The organism is Paenibacillus sp. BIC5C1, from assembly GCF_032399705.1.
Taxonomy (GTDB): Bacteria; Bacillota; Bacilli; order Paenibacillales; family Paenibacillaceae; genus Paenibacillus; species Paenibacillus taichungensis_A.
Window position 1 is genome coordinate 5,299,102 of sequence record NZ_CP135922.1, and the last position, 16,536, is coordinate 5,315,637.

15 protein-coding genes are annotated in these 16,536 nt (G+C 46.9%); 3 read left to right on the forward strand and 12 right to left on the reverse strand.

The window, feature by feature from the left end:
• Window positions 1-187: 187 nt before the first annotated feature.
• Together RS891_RS23775 and RS891_RS23780 are read right to left on the reverse strand one after the other, a co-directional pair.
• Complete coding sequence (locus RS891_RS23775; RefSeq protein WP_315793371.1) at window positions 188-1,822, reverse strand: carboxylesterase family protein; 1,635 nt, start codon at window positions 1,820-1,822, stop codon at window positions 188-190.
• 173 nt (window positions 1,823-1,995) lie between these two features.
• The gene (locus tag RS891_RS23780) at window positions 1,996-3,252 is read right to left on the reverse strand and encodes an amidohydrolase (protein ID WP_315793372.1); all 1,257 of its coding nucleotides are present in this window, start codon (window positions 3,250-3,252) and stop codon (window positions 1,996-1,998) included.
• A 375-nt stretch (window positions 3,253-3,627) separates the two neighbouring features.
• Between RS891_RS23780 and RS891_RS23785 the strand changes: the two genes are divergently transcribed.
• Together RS891_RS23785 and RS891_RS23790 are read left to right on the forward strand one after the other, a co-directional pair.
• The gene (locus tag RS891_RS23785; protein ID WP_315793373.1) at window positions 3,628-5,274 is read left to right on the forward strand and encodes an alkaline phosphatase; all 1,647 of its coding nucleotides are present in this window, start codon (window positions 3,628-3,630) and stop codon (window positions 5,272-5,274) included.
• 174 nt (window positions 5,275-5,448) lie between these two features.
• Window positions 5,449-5,814: a VOC family protein gene (locus RS891_RS23790; RefSeq protein WP_113053633.1), complete on the forward strand. Its 366-nt coding sequence runs from the start codon at window positions 5,449-5,451 to the stop codon at window positions 5,812-5,814.
• Between the two features lie 129 nt (window positions 5,815-5,943).
• Here the strand turns inward: RS891_RS23790 and RS891_RS23795 are convergent, their stop codons facing one another.
• From RS891_RS23795 to RS891_RS23830, 8 genes are all read right to left on the reverse strand, one after another.
• Entirely contained in the window at window positions 5,944-7,167 is a 1,224-nt protein-coding gene (locus RS891_RS23795) for a GNAT family N-acetyltransferase (RefSeq protein WP_315793374.1), read from the reverse strand.
• A 253-nt stretch (window positions 7,168-7,420) separates the two neighbouring features.
• A complete protein-coding gene (locus RS891_RS23800; RefSeq protein WP_315793375.1) occupies window positions 7,421-8,902 on the reverse strand; it encodes a methyl-accepting chemotaxis protein in 1,482 nt (493 codons plus the stop codon).
• A gap of 299 nt (window positions 8,903-9,201) precedes the next feature.
• Window positions 9,202-10,245 (reverse strand): pectate lyase family protein, encoded by a 1,044-nt coding sequence (locus tag RS891_RS23805; RefSeq protein ID WP_113053631.1) that lies wholly within the window; start codon window positions 10,243-10,245, stop codon window positions 9,202-9,204.
• A 198-nt stretch (window positions 10,246-10,443) separates the two neighbouring features.
• Window positions 10,444-11,583, reverse strand: a complete 1,140-nt coding sequence (locus RS891_RS23810) for a DUF4179 domain-containing protein (protein WP_113053630.1) — start codon at window positions 11,581-11,583, stop codon at window positions 10,444-10,446.
• Window positions 11,573-12,121: an RNA polymerase sigma factor gene (locus RS891_RS23815; RefSeq protein WP_254790176.1), complete on the reverse strand. Its 549-nt coding sequence runs from the start codon at window positions 12,119-12,121 to the stop codon at window positions 11,573-11,575. The genes RS891_RS23810 and RS891_RS23815 overlap by 11 nt, the downstream gene beginning before the upstream one ends.
• A gap of 140 nt (window positions 12,122-12,261) precedes the next feature.
• A complete protein-coding gene (locus RS891_RS23820; protein WP_113053629.1) occupies window positions 12,262-12,588 on the reverse strand; it encodes a hypothetical protein in 327 nt (108 codons plus the stop codon).
• A 38-nt stretch (window positions 12,589-12,626) separates the two neighbouring features.
• Complete coding sequence (locus RS891_RS23825; protein ID WP_113053628.1) at window positions 12,627-13,250, reverse strand: SMI1/KNR4 family protein; 624 nt, start codon at window positions 13,248-13,250, stop codon at window positions 12,627-12,629.
• A 38-nt stretch (window positions 13,251-13,288) separates the two neighbouring features.
• Window positions 13,289-13,738, reverse strand: coding sequence for a DUF6386 family protein (locus tag RS891_RS23830; RefSeq protein WP_315793376.1), 450 nt, complete (start codon window positions 13,736-13,738; stop codon window positions 13,289-13,291).
• Between the two features lie 251 nt (window positions 13,739-13,989).
• Between RS891_RS23830 and RS891_RS23835 the strand changes: the two genes are divergently transcribed.
• Window positions 13,990-14,367, forward strand: coding sequence for a PilZ domain-containing protein (locus RS891_RS23835; protein WP_113053626.1), 378 nt, complete (start codon window positions 13,990-13,992; stop codon window positions 14,365-14,367).
• A gap of 66 nt (window positions 14,368-14,433) precedes the next feature.
• Here the strand turns inward: RS891_RS23835 and RS891_RS23840 are convergent, their stop codons facing one another.
• Window positions 14,434-15,780, reverse strand: coding sequence for a uracil/xanthine transporter (locus tag RS891_RS23840; RefSeq protein WP_113053625.1), 1,347 nt, complete (start codon window positions 15,778-15,780; stop codon window positions 14,434-14,436).
• Window positions 15,777-16,361 (reverse strand): ankyrin repeat domain-containing protein, encoded by a 585-nt coding sequence (locus tag RS891_RS23845; protein ID WP_315793377.1) that lies wholly within the window; start codon window positions 16,359-16,361, stop codon window positions 15,777-15,779. The genes RS891_RS23840 and RS891_RS23845 overlap by 4 nt, the downstream gene beginning before the upstream one ends.
• Between the last annotated feature and the right edge of the window lie 175 nt (window positions 16,362-16,536).

Here is a 16,536-nt window from a genome sequence, read left to right on the forward strand (position 1 = left end):
TTCTACCTCAATTTCTGCTTTTAGACCAGCCCCATGACGAAAATCACTACACTTCAAACCGAAAATGAACCATAAACCACCTGTCGAAATCGAATGTTCAGGTTGAAAATAAAGAGATACGCCTTTAACTAAAAAAGGACACGAGAGATCATCCTCTCGTGTCCTTTCGCATAGCTTAATCCCGTCCTTATTCCCAGAAAAAACGTCCGGCAAATACCTGCTCCGTCAGCAACTTGTATGTCTCGTCTGGCAATTCTTTTTTCATTTTAGCTATTACGGCATCCTTGCCTCCATTATATTGTGTAGACATGCCAATCACTGCGGTAGTATTGCTTGCGTCCAAGCGCATGATTGGTGCTCCGGCATCTTTTGTCCAAGGTGTCCATTCAGCCCGTTCTGACGATCCACCACGACCCGGGTTGCCTGTATAGAGGAATTGCTTCAAGTATGCTGCCATCGCGGCAGACAATGCCTCACGGCCAGGTTTGTTTTGTTCACTAAAATAACCTTCAGGGAAAAGGGCGGCGACACCGTCTGTGTGTCCTGTGTAAAAGTCCATATCCGCGCCATGCGGCGCGCCCATTAATGTTTGCAGTCTTTCGGAAATGACCCCAGGTTGTGTGCCCCATGCAAAACGATAGGCATATACAGGTGGCCGTCCCACTTCACTCGTCAGGCGTTCAGCTACCCGCTCTGCATTGAAGCCTGCATAAGCCTCACTGCCGTATTTCAGAGCTGCGTTATACTCTTTGGCCTTGGTTTCATCTGTAAACAGAGTTTCATCTTGAATGGAAAGTACAAAGTTTGGATCACCAAAGGCAAAGCTGGAAAACTCGGTTTCCAAACTGCCGAGCAAAACAGGCACTTGTGCATAATTACCGCTGTTGATGGCATCAAAGCCTTCTTTTGGAATGACTGTCCCGTCATGGAACAAATGTGGGAATGGCTGCATACGAATTGCCGTTGAACCATATGCAGTGACCAGTTTATCTGCAGGCAACTCACGCAAATAACTCGCCATCTGTGCCTGAGACTGCTTACCGATCCATGTTCTCGCATGTTCGATAGAGGTCACTTTTCCCTCTTGCACGAGTAATTTCACAATTGTATCCTCGGATTTTCGCTCGCCTTCTTCCGGTGCAGCCGTGGTCAGACCACCACTGAAAGCAGCTAATTTCTGAAATAACCCTTTGCTTAGCGGCGAGACTAACGCTGCCAGAACATCACGCGCTCCGGCCGACTGCCCGGCCAAAGTAACATTTCCTGTATCTCCGCCAAAGCCCTCGATATTATCCTGTACCCACTGCAGTGCACGGAATGCATCAAGTAATCCATAGTTGCCCGAATCATCAAGAGCATTTCCGGTTTTCAATGCCGCGTTTCGAAAGAACCCAAGAGCTCCCAAACGATAGTTCACCGATAAGATAATGCTATTCGTGTTACGTGCAAGCTGTTCACCCTGAAAATCCTTACCTGATCCGGTCATATTCCCGCCGCCGTGCAAAAACACCACAATCGGAAGCTTCGAACTGGTTGTATTCGGACGCCAAATATTGAGATACAGTGAGTCTTCACTTCCGGCTATCGTTTCGCCGGATAACTGCAAGCTGCTCGCAGCAAATTCCTTGGTTGTTCGAGTGCCTGTCCATGAATCCGGTTCACGCGGCGCTTTCCAGCGTAATTCACCTACCGGAGGTGCTGCATAAGGAACGCCTAGCCAGCCGAGCGTACCGTATTGTTCATAGGTTTTGCCGTCAATGGCTCCATATTTCGTCTGCTGCAATGTTTGAGGTTTGAACCCCTGATCCTGTTTATGTTTCATCCAGCTCTGCTCCAAGGTCCCGCCGCCATTTTTGAGCTGCGCCTGCAACGCTTATGCAGTCGCCTCAGCCAACTGGCGATTGGTACGTTCGCTCGTGCTCCTGCCTTGAAGCGCGTTCACCTCCTTGACCGATATGTAAGTCAAAACCTCTCCTTGGTTGCAGATATATCCTTCTAGTGTGTTCGTGCCAATCTCTCCAGCAGTTCCACCGCAGGAGCCAACACGGCTTCATCAATATCGAATTCAGGATGGTGATGCGGAGCAGGCAGCTCGCTGCCAATAATCATATACGTAGCTTTCCCACCTTGTTCCTGTACGCGCCGAATCATGTAACTGGCATCCTCACTTCCGAGTGAAGCACCGTCCGAAATAGCCTGCGCATGGGTAAATCCTGCGATGCCTTCTGTTTGCTGCACAGCAAGCTCTGCAAGCTCCATATCACAGCGAATAGGAACTGCACCGCCGATGACTTCAACCGTAGAGCTTAACTCATGCATCGCCGCGCTGTGCTCGATGATCTGACGCACTCGTCGCTCCAGCTCACGATTCGTTTCTTCTGTCGTTGAACGGGTTTCAATCACCATCCGTGCGTGCTCGGGAATAATATTGGCCCCTGTTCCGCCTTCAAGAATACCCACATTAATGCGTGTATCTGCCGTGCTAAACCGAGGCAGCGCATGAATATTAAGGAGTGCTGTAGAGGCTCCAAGCAAAGCATTCCGTCCTTCCTCCGGTGTAGCTCCGGCATGAGAAGACACACCTGTAAAATGGGCTTCCAGCTTGGTCGTTGCCAGGAATCCAGTAGACGCCCCTCTGATATGACCAGATGGCACACCTGTACCCAAATGTATGCAGAACAGACGGTCCACCTGTTCCAGCATGCCTTTTTCGACCATGGCATGCGCACCACGCACACCTTCTTCAGCAGGCTGGAACAACAGACGGATCTTCCCGGCGAACTTCCGATTACTCAAACGTTCTGCAAGAGCAAGCCCAATGGCAGTGTGTGCGTCGTGTGCGCAAGCATGCATGATGCCTTCATGACTGGAGCGGAATTGCCCCACCTGTGGTATATGCTTGTCCGACTTGCTCTCACAGATCGGAAGTGCATCCATATCAAAGCGGAACGCCGTTGTTGGTCCTTCCACTTCTCCTTGTAACTCAGCGACAACCGCCGTGAATCCCCCTCGCATCTGCTGCACAATCGCTGGATCTGCGCCTTCATCGAGGGCACGCTGATATGCATCTTCCAACACTTCAGGCTTTGGCAGACCTCGCCGCGATTTGTCATCAATCGCATCTTTTCCATAGGTCACACGGTACCCCAGTTCCGTTAACATCTGCACGACTTTGGCAGCCGTACGGAATTCAGTGAATCCCAGCTCTGGATGTTCGTGAAGGTCTCGTCGAAGCGCAATAATATCAATCATGGTCACCTCACCTCTCTCATCAAGCTCTCTATTTCATCCTGCATACACCTTATACACTACGAATTCTATACCATAGGTCGCTAATCCTGTTTGTGATTCTTATGCAAACGTGCTTCACGGCCAGCCCATACTGATTGAAAGCTCCTTGCTGGATATGTGCTGTCCTCTCCTCGTTCCGTCAAGAGAGAAGTGCTGGCTCATTGAAGCAACTGGTCTCCACCATAATGAGATGACGAATATTCAGTACCTATCCAGCCGCCTTTCTCTAATCGTAAAATTTACATTTAGTTAATCGAGTACATACGCTCATTTATCATTGATTGTATACACTGGTTTTGGATACCAAACTATACATATCATTAGGAGGATGTATTCATGTTCAATCGATTCAATACCCGTGCCGCCAAAATGATGCTCGCGGTTACGACCATTGTTACAGCTACGCTGGGAGGCAGTAGTGCAGCATGGGCTGTGGAAGACACCACCTCATCTGCTTCACCGATCAAAAATGTAATCATCCTGATCCCGGACGGTATGGCGAACGATGCAACAGCTTTGACTCGCTGGTACAAAGGTTCCTCTCTTACACTCGACTCCATGGCTAGTGGCATGGTTCGTACACACTCTGCGGATGCGCCGATTGCGGACTCGGCTCCTGCGGGAACAGCCTTTGCTACAGGTCACAAATCACATACAGGTTATGTCGGAGTGCTGCCGGATAAAGCAACAATGCCTGGACAAAAAGCCATCGCCCCGGGGGATGCCAAAAAACCGGTCGCTTCGATCCTGGAAGCATCCAGACTGGCAGGCAAAGCAACTGGAATCATTGCGACATCTGAAATTATGCACGCCACACCAGCGGACTTCTCAGCCCATTATCCGGATCGCAAAAATTATGATGCATTGAGCAAACAGCAGGTCTATAACGGTATGGACGTGGTTCTCGGTGGAGGAAGCAGTTATTTGGAGCCTGCGGGACGCAAAGATGGCGAAAATCTGGTCTCATCCATCAAAGCACTGGGCTACGATTATGTGACTACTCCGGCAGCGATGAAAGCTTCCACTTCAGGCAAGCTGTGGGGCATGTTTGCCCCGGCAGGCATGGCTTACAATATGGATCGTGATCCAGCAAAACAGCCAAGCCTCGCCGAGATGACAACTAAAGCGATCGAAGTTCTGTCCAAAGATGAAGATGGTTTCTTCCTGATGGTTGAAGGCAGCAAGGTCGACTGGGCAGCACATGCCAACGATCCAATCGGCATTATCAGTGATGTGCTGGCATTCGATGATGCTGTCAAAGTAGCCATGGATTTTGCCAAAAAAGATCAAGAAACCGTCGTTGTCGCTGTCACGGACCACCAGAACGGTGGATTGACGATCGGCAATGCCTCAACTACAGGTACTTACGACAAAGAGCCGTTGTCCACATTTATCGGACCTCTGAAAAAGGCCAAGCTGACAGGCGAAGGTCTGGAATCCAAGCTGGATGCCAAACGCACCAATATCAAAGCCGTGATGAAGCAATACTATGGCATTACCGACCTGACTTCCGAGGAAATCGCGGCCATTAAAGCGGCAAGCCCGGGAAGCCTCAATTATACGGTTGGACCGATGATCAGCAAACGTTCCGGCATCGGCTGGACCACTGGCGGACATACGGGTGGAGATGTTGTGCTATATACGTACGCTCCGAATAATGATCGACCTTTCGGTGTTATCGACAACACGGATGTGGCCAAATACATGGCACGTGTGCTGGACCTTGACCTCGATAGCGTTAGTAAACAATTATTTGTCCCTGCCAAACAGGCTTTTACTGCCAAAGGTGCAACGTACAAGCTGGACCTGACGGATGCTAAAAATCCGAAAATCCTCGTAACAAAAGGTAGCACCAAGCTTGAACTGCAAATCTACAAAAATATCGCACTCGTTAATGGTAAAAAGACAACTCTGGATGGCGTTATTGTCTACAATGGCGTAGAAACTTTTGTGCCACAGGATGCAATTGATCTGATTCAATAAAAAAAAGTGCCCGCTCATTAAACGGCACTCTTAACCAAACTGCCCAGGAATATTCTTGGGCGGTTTTTTCGAATTCACTTTTAAAGGTAACGTGGTATGATAGGCCCACGCACAAGCTTATCGTATAATAAGCATGACGTTGATGAATATGACGCAAAAAAGGAGAGACTCATTATGTTGATCAGATTAAACTGGATCACACTGCGTGTACGCGATCTGGAAGCATCACTCCGCTTCTACCACGAAATGCTCGGTCTACCGATTCAGCGCAGATTCGAAAGCCGGGGGCGGCAGATTGCCATGCTGGGACTGGAAAATGAAACGAAGTTGGAACTGATTGAGGGCAGCGAAACCACACTCAAGTCAGAGACCGGTGTTTCGATCGGCTATGAGGTAAGTTCACTGAACGAAGCCATGGAGCAGCTCGCCGCATTAGGCATCCCGATTGTACGAGGTCCCGTCCAGCCCAATCCGCATCTGCGGTTTATTTACATTGCCGATCCAGATGGCTTCGAAGTTCAGTTGGCCGAACATACCTGATTAACGCACAATTATGTTTGAGGCGAATCAAAATAAGTGTACGTTTTACGAAGACTGACCTGCTGTGTGCGGAGCCAAACCTGCACGCGCACCCCACATAGGACGGCGTCAGCGCGCAGTTGTGCAAGTTTACAGCTTCATCCGACGCATCAGCGGCACACCTACGCGATTTAAAAGCCGTTCAAGCAGCAGCCAGCACCAGCGTCTGCTCATTGGCAGATGACGCTCATACACGGCAGAATACTCAAAATCCGACACAGCGCCACGGTTGCGTTTGAACTGCGCAGCACCAGCACTCTCATGCAGCAGATGACCGTTCTCACGGGCCTGTCCAATCAGGCAAGCTGACAGCATACGGTACAGCCCGATAGACTGGGGGAGGGCCGTATCGTAACCGAACAACGGTGTTGTCATTACCCCATTTCGACAGAAGTATCCCATAACCGCATCGATACGCCCTTCTTTCCGCAGACCATACAAACTCAGCGCTCCCGAAGCTTTTGCTGTAGCAATGAACTGTTCACTAAATTGCGGATTATCATAAGAGTATTTATCAAGGTACAGCAGCTTGTACAGTTCCGCAATTCGTGGAATATCTTTCTCCGTCAGATCCGCTTCGGAAACGAATTCATATCCATGCTTGGTCAACAATTCATAATCTCTCTTGAGCAGCCAGCGCGACTTCGCATTGCCGAAATTCGGATCATTCGCCCGGAACAGATAGATTTGCCGGCTCGGGATCAGCAGAGATCCTGCTTGCTTCAGCTTTTCCGTCAGATCCGAGTGAAGACCTGGGCACAAGGAACGATATATGACGGCATGTTCAGGATATCGTTCTTTTACCGCTTCAAGCAGACAAACCGCCTGCTCACCGGACATGGCCGGATACAGGTTCGTTGATAACAGCCAATTGTTGATATGTACAACCTTGTTTATTTGTGAACGCTGCATTCCCCAACCCACCGCACTGAGCAGCACGGAAAGCCCCTTCTCCAGCAACGGTTTCCGAAGCAGCATCAACTCCTGCTTGGCATACCGTACATAATGCGTATAAGGCGAACAAACGTAAGAATTTTCATACTCTGCATCATTTACCGTCAACGGAAGCACAAGATCGTCGATCCGGGCGATGAGCAGGGTTGTGCTTACGTTTACCATGAAGCCCTGCGTCCCTTGCAACATCATGGGTTCCAAATATGCTCTTGCATATCTGCCATCCTCCGTATTGGGCCAGTCCATATCTTCAACCGAGTTCCGATCATAGAATCGAATGCGACTACCGCAATTTTTATTCGTTGCTGGATCTGTACGATCGCCGCTATCCGTCCTTTTTTCCATTACTGCATTCTTCACGTTCTGCTCCTCCAATTACCCAAACTTCCTATCATCAATTGCTTTTGCATATTCCTATTCCTCCCATTATAGTGGGCCTGAATGAACATCCACAATCGTTTCATTGAAACCGGGCAGAGGGATAAGCCATCTAAAAACAACCAAGCCTGCCTCCATTTCATGGTTGGAGACAGGCTCAGTAACTGAACTTTGAATATAAAATTGGTGTAATCAGGTAACTCCGATGCAGCAGGCTAACTGCAGCCTAAGCATTTTACAGCGTACCCGTTGCAGAACCTACTTCGTTCTTATCCGATACCAACTCGTTCAGGTCCACAATCAGCTGCTCCAGTTCTCCGAAGCTGTCCACCATCTTCTGGGTCAGATTGCGCTGTTCTTCCATACTGGCAAGAATTTCTTCCGTAGCAGCACTCGATTGCTGGGTCACACTTGAAATCTCCGAAACCTCATTAACCACTCTCGTAGAGGATTCTCTCATGGTGACCGAACTGCTCTCGATATCTGCATCCTGATTCAATACTTGCTGAGAATTGCTGTTGATCGTACGGAAAACTTCTTCTGCCGTTTGCACACTGTCTTTTCCTGCTTCCAAAGCAAGCCGAATGCGCTCAAATCGATCCGTCAACGCCTGTGTCTGTCCTCTCAAACGGGACAAAATAGCAGCAATATCGCTGGCCGAATGACCGGAGTGCTCCGCCAGTTTGCGAACTTCCTCCGATACAACTGCAAACCCGCGTCCATGTTCACCTGCACGAGCTGCTTCAATTGCTGCATTGAGCGCAAGCAGATTCGTCTGGTTCGCTATATCCGAGATGCTGTTCAGCATTAGCGACATGGACTCACTTTCCTCGTTAAACTTACTCATATCATCGGCTGTGGTATTAATCGTTTCATACAGCTCCTGCATCTGAACATTCAGATGATCCATTTGTGTACTGCCTGTTTTCGTGCTCGTTGCCATGCTGGCTGACAGTTCTTTCATCTGAAGTGAGTAAGCAGCAACATCTCGAATATGCTGGTCCGACAAGGACAAGGACTCTGAAATTTCAGCCACACTAGTAGCTTGAAATTCAACGCCTTTGGCCACTTCACTGAATCCAAGCGTCACTTCATGGGTAATGGAGCCGGTGTCGGTTACTTTTTGCTTCAGTTGGTCCGTATAACGAGATAGGCCCTCTACGGATTCTTTGACCCTTACAAGCATCGTTTCCACTCTCATTTTGGAATGCTCCACCTCTTGCCAACGTGCTTCGCTATCCCAAAAGAGTCTTTGATTCAACTGGGAAACCATCATCAGAATGGCTCCGGTCAGTGCAAACAAGCCTACATCAACAATATGGCCAATAAACTCCTCAGAGCTCTTTGTTTCCACTAGAACAACCTGAAGAATACTAATAGCAAGCAGTACGAGAAATCCGGTTGTGAACAGTTTTTTATCGGGATAGAGCAACAATACTGAAGTGATGACCAGACTTAAAGTGATGTTAACACTTCCCCAGCCTGCATAGACGCCACAGATTGTAATCAGGAGTGTACAAAGCCACGGAATCACATGAATATACTTCTTTTTGATATTGGCGTACGTTACCCAACCTGTAAATAAAATTGCTACTCCATTAGAAACAAGTAACTTGGGTGCGAGAAAGGCCATACCAAAACCGATGGCAACAATAACCCACAGGATGATACAGATTAGCTTGTTCCTTCTCCAGATGATTTCATCATAACGATTCATGAATTTCCCGTCCTTTTCATCAATTAAATACGATGGTGAAACATTTCTGTACTATCTTTTATCAGTCTATGGTCCTTGCTTATGATTAAATTGCAAAATCCTAGGGCTTTGTTATAGTACATTAGGTCTTCATAAACATGAAAACACACTTAATGTATATCGGATTTTTATTATAAATTTTTAATATATGAAGGAATATAATATGTACTAATATTTCAGATATTTTATTTGGTTTTCTCCATAGTAAAAACCCGCATCAAGGATACGGGCTTTCACATGTTAAGGTGGTCAGCTACCTTTTATTTTCCGAACACAAGTGTGTTGTTAGACGAACCTGCATACTTGGTGACAAACTCGCGGGCATAACTGGCTGTCTGCACTTCATAGCTGTAGTTGGTGCTTGGTCTCCAACTAGTTTGAGGAGATGATGGACTGTTTAATGCAGGTGTACTGCCTGTATCCGTAAATTCCCCGTTTCCTTTATCATCCAGAATGCCGCCTTTTTCAGCGCCCGCACCAAAATAATTATTTTCAGAATAAATGCGAGCTTTCTCGCCAATGGTAATGGCCTGGTTAAAGTTATTGGCGTAATTGTTTTTGATATGGAAATAACCGTATCTCATGAGACCAGGACCACGTACATAAAGGTTTTCAAAATAGTTATTTGCCATGGTTACATGAGGTACACCATTATAGCTGCTGTTGCCATCATTCGGATATCCGAGAATTATTCCGTATTTGTGGTTCGCAAATTTGGAATTGCTGATCGTAATATAATCTGCGCGATCTCCAATATATAGCAGCTTGTCCAGATCACTGCCGCTCGAGCTGTAGCTATGGCCGGAAAACGTCACGTGATCGATCCAGTAGTTGGAGCCTGAAGTAATATACATCTGGATATCGTCGTTAGCATTAATATTGGAAGCGTGTTCAAAAGTCAGATTCTGAAAAATGACATTGCTTGAACTGGACGTCGATCTGAAATGAATGTTTGTCAGTGTGTGTTTATCAAAGGAACCTATCAACGTTTTATTCGATCCAAATTCGACTTTTTGCAACGTAGAGGAAGAAATATTTTGTTCAATAACTACAATCTTGGCAGTTGAGCCTGCCATATGCGTTCGCAAATCATTCAGATTGCTGACGTAGACAACCTGACCGTTCTTGCCACCTGTCGTGGCTGATTTGGATACACCACTCTCATTTTTGGCGTTACCGGCAAAACCCGTTAAACCATTCGTGCCTGTGTTGGGATAACTGGCCGCACCATATGTAGCAGGTGCCGTGGAGACTGTCAACAATAACAGGGTTACAGCGAGTAAAAGAATTGAAAATTTCTTCAAAATTTCACCATCCTTTATAATTTCATCCTGCAAGACAAGTAGATTATATCGTGTAACATCGGATGTGACAATACAAAAAATGCAATTCAACCATTATTTTTATTTTTTTGCAACAGCAGTCCCCGTATAAGAAAAATGAATAGACGATACAAAGTCATCTGCAAAAACCATGACTTTATATCGTCCTTCCTCTGAATCCTATTTGATTTTCAGTTCCAGCTTATGTTTCTCCGCTTCCTGCAAATCATCGTAAACTTTGCCCGGTTCACCGCGAAGTTGTAATACCAGAGATTGTGGGTCATCCAGCAGATTACTACTGAAGGAATAGATCATCCCGTCATCCGTCCCATTACCTGACACACTGGACAACTTGGTTTTCTGCCCGTTCTTGGTGGTGGATACAATCTCGGTAGGATTAACCACATCACTGACGGAGAGTTTGGTTTTATAATCAATATTTTGATTAGGTTCATAGATAAATCTTACCCGTGTCACAAGTGGCGATACCTCTGCTTCAGATAACAATACCTCATGACCCCCAATCGTAAATAACTGATTAAGTTTGATCTTCTCGGTCTTAGGCACCGAAAATTTAGGGTCCAGATCGAAGCTCACTTCCATCGGTTTCGAAAATTGGTATTTGGTATCTTTTTTAACCTTATTCGCGTCAGTCAGCAGAACAGGAACTACAGATGAAATGCGAAAATTGAACTTCACTTGTCCAGGAAGCGGTGTATTCTCATCCATTTCAACGGTGCTACGTCCATAAAGTGTATACTTTCCATTGGAGCTATACAGGCTGCTTATACCGCCATTGCCAAGCGATTGGTTCGTCATGCCATTGACCATACTCGTTTTGGGAACCGAATATATCTCCTGGGAAGCATCCGTCTGGGCTGTGTACAATACGATCATTTTGTTTGCATCCGCCATCACTGCATTGATGGTTAACTGATATATTCCTGATTTCACAGAACGATTCACGAGCTGCACATAACCATTGTTAATTGCCGATATAATTGTGTTGCCGTCTACATCTTTTCCTGCCAACTCCCGAAAAGGTTCAAGAACTCCCCAATTCTGTGCGGGCGGGCTGTACATTGCCTGTTGTGGTGTAGGACCAAGTGTACCCATTAGCAGCCAACCTGCTGCCAGAGCTGTTACGAGCACCGCCGTAATCCACTTTAATTGCACATGACCTTTCATTCGCCGAGTTCTTGCCTTTGCCAGACCTCGCTGAATGGCAAAGGCCGTGTCCGCCGGATTCAATTGCTGTCTCTCCAGCTTAACCTCGGAAGCATCTGCGAAAAGTGCCTGTTCCTCCGGACTAGTTGTCATGCCAATCCCCCCTGTTCTTCATCTGTTTCCGTAACAGTTCCAACCCTTTATGCTGCCAGGTCTTGATGGTGCCCTCCGGTTTGCCGAGAATGGAGGCAATCTCAATCGACGTCATGTCATTATAGTATTTCAGCAGTAAAACATGGCGGTATTTGGGTTTGATTTTCTCAAGCATGGACCACATCGCAAGTCTGTTGTCGCTGCATTCTGCACTGCCAGACTCGGATATCGCCTCTTCCAACCCTTCGCTAGGCAGTGGTGTGGCCCGTTTGCGACGTCTTTGTTCATCAATGCACACGTAGATCAAAATACGAATAATCCATGATTTGAATGCCTTCTCATTTTTCAGAGAGCGACGCTTGATCCAGGCCCGGCATGTCATCTCCTGCACCGCTTCGAGCGCATCGTGACGATTACGCAGGTAACTGTAGGCTATGGAGATCAGCGTGTCCTGATGCTCCATGATGGATTGGACAAATGCCGTCTCGTCTTCGCTCTGCACAAACAGCATCTTCTTCATCTCGGCTTTGGTTTCCACCCCGCAATCCCCTCCTTCTCTCTCTTTCTGTGGTTTAAGACGGATGAACAAGCCAAACCGTTTTTTATTTATTTTCCATCACAAAAAAGCCCCGCCTAATTCTGAGGAGGAAGCTCTTGTATTGATTTCAGCATCATTATTTAAAGTTCAAACCATTCCAGCTCATTGTCATCCTGATTCGTAGCCTCTTCCATCTGTTTCAGCCAGTTTGCCGCGAATTCACCTCCTACATGAAACAGACAATATATGTATAACTCTCCCTCTACAATCTTATTCATTTCCGATGCCACTTCAATCGAGACTTGTAGAGCTTCAGGCCAGGATGAACCCTCCTGAATTAACGCAAACCCATCTTCATAATGCTCCAGCTTATACAAGTCAGAGAAAGTTAAGGAATCCGCCAGTCGCTTCACGATCCGAGGTAAAATGACAGGATTTGTTGTTCTGATGCCATATTCCCAGCCCACATGGTACCTCCTTTAATCTAAAAGTTAGCTAAAGGCTACTACTCTTGCTCATTCAATTCATTGATCGAGCGGTCCAGCCACAATTCATACCAGTCGAGAAAACCCAGCCGCTCCGTGTTGCCCATATAATGATCCGGATAAATTCCATTACTGTTCGCACGATCATCGGTCCAGATCTCTCCGTAGGACAATCCCTTCACAATCAGATTAAGCGACACGCCGCAGCCAAAATCGCTGATTCGCAGCATCCCTGCCGACCATTTCGGATCATAATACTCATGTTCAAGCGCTGCCCACTCGTCCTCTTCTTTGCTGTCGTCGTACCAGTCAACATCCCAATTCCAGGATTCCACATGTGGAAACGGCTCAGAAATTGCATTCAACTCATCATCATAATCCATCACCAAATATATGCCGTTCTCCGGCTTTTCCAGCCCATAATAAGGACCTGCACCACCACTTCCAATCACAAGCAAAAAAGCTTGATACTCTTCGGGTAGCTCTATCTTCCATTTCTGTTCAAAAGCTTTAATTTCGTCCAATGTCCATACCGGAGCCATCTCATATTGATGATTCTCTGCCCCAAACAGATTCCGCTCCGGGTCCAGAGTCTGGAGTTTGTTCAACTTTTCCTGTATACGTTCCAGCTGGGGATTGTGCATGTCTGTAGTCCTCCTTCCATCGCGTCGTACCTATAACGTCAGATACGGATCAAGTCATTCAAACTATTTTCGTTTTGCAGACTGGGTTTGATGGTAATCCATATTTGGTTGTTGTCCCTCGATATCGCGCACGCATAATTTCCGGGCTGCATCTGGAGAAACACACCGCCGCAAGACTCATCGGGTTCTAGCTCGCCCCCACTTACATCATCGGCAGCTCCCAGATACACGTTACCGGAAGGGACACGTAGATGGTATACCTGTGCATTCTCCAGTTCCTTCCCCGCATCATCCAGACTCCATGTCACCTCATACTGTCCATCTTCACCCAGATTCAGAAACAAACAGTTGCCTGCATTTACCTCGTTCAGTTCATCCTCTGCAATAGACCACCAGTCCGGTGTATCTTCAACACGATGTTTTAGCGCCGCCAGATCATACAGGCACAATGCTGCCGTATCCGTGAATACCTGAAATTTCCCGTTCATTCTATATCTCACTTCCTTATTCAAAATAAACACCCGTTCCTTTCCCAACTGATCCAGGTGAGAAATCCGAACCATATCCAACCATTATATCAAGCCGTACACTAGGGTTAAAGGAACCTCAGGGCTATCCGTGATCCTTCTGCACCTGTAGAAAATTGAAGGTATTAGCAAACAAGCTTAATCTCTTCATTTTTTTAGCAAAAATGACGATATAATGATAACTGACTTTTTTTGATTTTGTGGAGGAAACCATGGCTATCAACCTTAGAAGAGAACCTTTTCGCTATACTTTAAAAGAACCGATAACGTTCGAAATTTTTATACTCAGCATTAACGGCGCCTCTGCACCACTTAAACCCATTCAAGCGGAATTATGCGATATCAGCCGATCCGGCTGTCAGCTTTCTTTCCCGTTAAATCTGCATGTGGAGTCCAATAACATCCGAATCGGCATGAACTTGCTGCTTTTTGAAGACCCCTTGTATTTGGAAGGAACGCTACGCTGGGGCAAAGAAGAGAATAACCGATGGCACTACGGCGTACAGCTGGAGATCCAGCAAGGCAATCATGAGCGTTTATCCAGAGAAATGAGGATGCTTGCGGGGCAAGGCAAAATTATGGTGAAGTAACCCGGGAAGCACCAACCTAACAAAAAAACAGCCCGGTAAACCGGACTGTTTCAATATTTTAGATATTCAGGCCGCCTTGGTCGCAGTCGTAGTATTGTCCATCTTGGACCAATCCACTGTGGTCTCGAGCAAAAGTGACACCACAACCCCAATGACAAGCCCATTGCTAATGATCGGAATGAGATACATGGGCAGAGCCTGAAATGCTTCAGCAGGGATATTCATTACAGCAACACCTGTAAGAACTGGCAGTGCCACACGATATATTGTTTTGGAATTAAAAGTGGTGCCTTCAAGTGTTCTTAGGGCTGTACCAAACATTTGCAGATAGGCTACAAATAGCACAGCACTCCCTACACTGGGAGGGATTTGTGCGAAAAAGGCTGTCACAGAAGGCGTCAGCCCCAATATACATAACATGCCTGCTCCAACAACAAACGCAGCCCGTTTCAGAATACGGGTGCTCTCCAGAAAACCAATCGAAGAGGCAAATAATCCGAACGGCAGCACACCTACACATGCAGATAACATGGTGAACAATCCCGTGAGCATGTACGATCGTTTATATTGTTGGCTGGACGTGTGTACTCCATATATTTTTTCGACGGAGCTTAACGTGGTGATGGAATTTGTCATATTTACCAGCCCAACAAAAAAAGCTGTGATGACAATACCTGGCTCCCACTTCGGCGTCCCCCACGGAAACCAGGAAAACAGGTTTAAATCCTGATGACCTGATGCTCCTGCATGCTGTCCAGGGAATACAAAACTATAGGCAATCCATCCCGTCACAATGCCAATCAGGATGGAGTAGTTACCAAGCTTGCCTTTTCCTTTAAGCTGGATCAAAGCTACAAGAAATGCAATGGCAACGGACAACGCCGCTACAGGCAGGTTAAAATTGCCGAACTCGGTATATCCAATCATGCCTTTGAAGAAATTCATGGTCAACTGAATCGTCATCAGGAATAACATCGCACTCTTGACCATTGGTGTGAACAGCTTCTGAAGTACATGCGCCGCTCCAAGTCCGCCAAGGATCATCATTGTCAGACCCGCTAACAGAAAACCCGCAGCCAATCCTCCCCCGATGCGTTCCAAACTCATACCTGCCGATGAAGCCGAGGCCGTTAAGCTCAGTGTCAGCCCCCACCATAATCCCGAGGGACCATCCATCACGGCATAACGGTGTCCAAAGAAAGCCTGTAATATACACACAGCCCCAGTAAGCAAAAAGGCATGCTGCATCGACGCAGCAATAGCCTCCGGTGAAAGCTGAAAATTATGTCCGATGGATAACGGCACCACAACAGTGTTGGTAAACAGAAAGAAGAACCACTGAATGCCTGCCAATGCAAGCGATGACGCACCCTTTATATGATTTTGCAAAGATTGCTCTTGATGTCTGTTCATGATTGAGTTAACATTCGCTCCATTTCCTTATAATGATGCCTCCGGGCATGCGCAAGTGCAGTAACGCCGTCCCGGTCTGTAATGAGGCGATCCGCACCATGTTGCAAAAGCAATGCTACGATCTGCTGATGACGAGTGCCGCCATCCCCCAGAATGACCGCTTCCAGCAAAGCTGTCCAGCCCAGATTGTTGATATGGTTCACATCCACATCCGTGCATTTCAGAAGGATTTCCACAATATCGACATGACCTCGATCTGAAGCAGGAATCAGAGCTGTGCCTCCAAACCTATTCGTAAGCCGGGTATCGGCACCTGCTTTTATCGCCAGTTCGACCATTTTACGCAAACCTTCCGCACTGGCATACAGCAGCATGTTGTCCAGTCGTTGATCCTGGATGTTCACATCGGCTCCCGCTTCAATAAGTGTGCTTGCCGTCTCCGGCTTGTTGCCATGAACCGCAGCCATCAGAGGTGTCCGTCCTCGTACATCCCGGTCATTCACTCTGGTTCCTTGTGCGATAAACCGCAGCACATCATCCGTTTGTCCAGCTTCAGCAGCTGCATGTATTGTTTTCAGCATCGCACCTTCACCCTCCAATTCGTCGTCATCCTCACGGCATATATTCAATACATCATAATCTACATGTGTGATTTGAAGTGTTTAAACCTTATGTATGTTAACATAGGATAATAGTATATTAAAAATACATGTTTTGTTGGTTTCCCATATGAAAATCATATCGCTTCAAATAAGG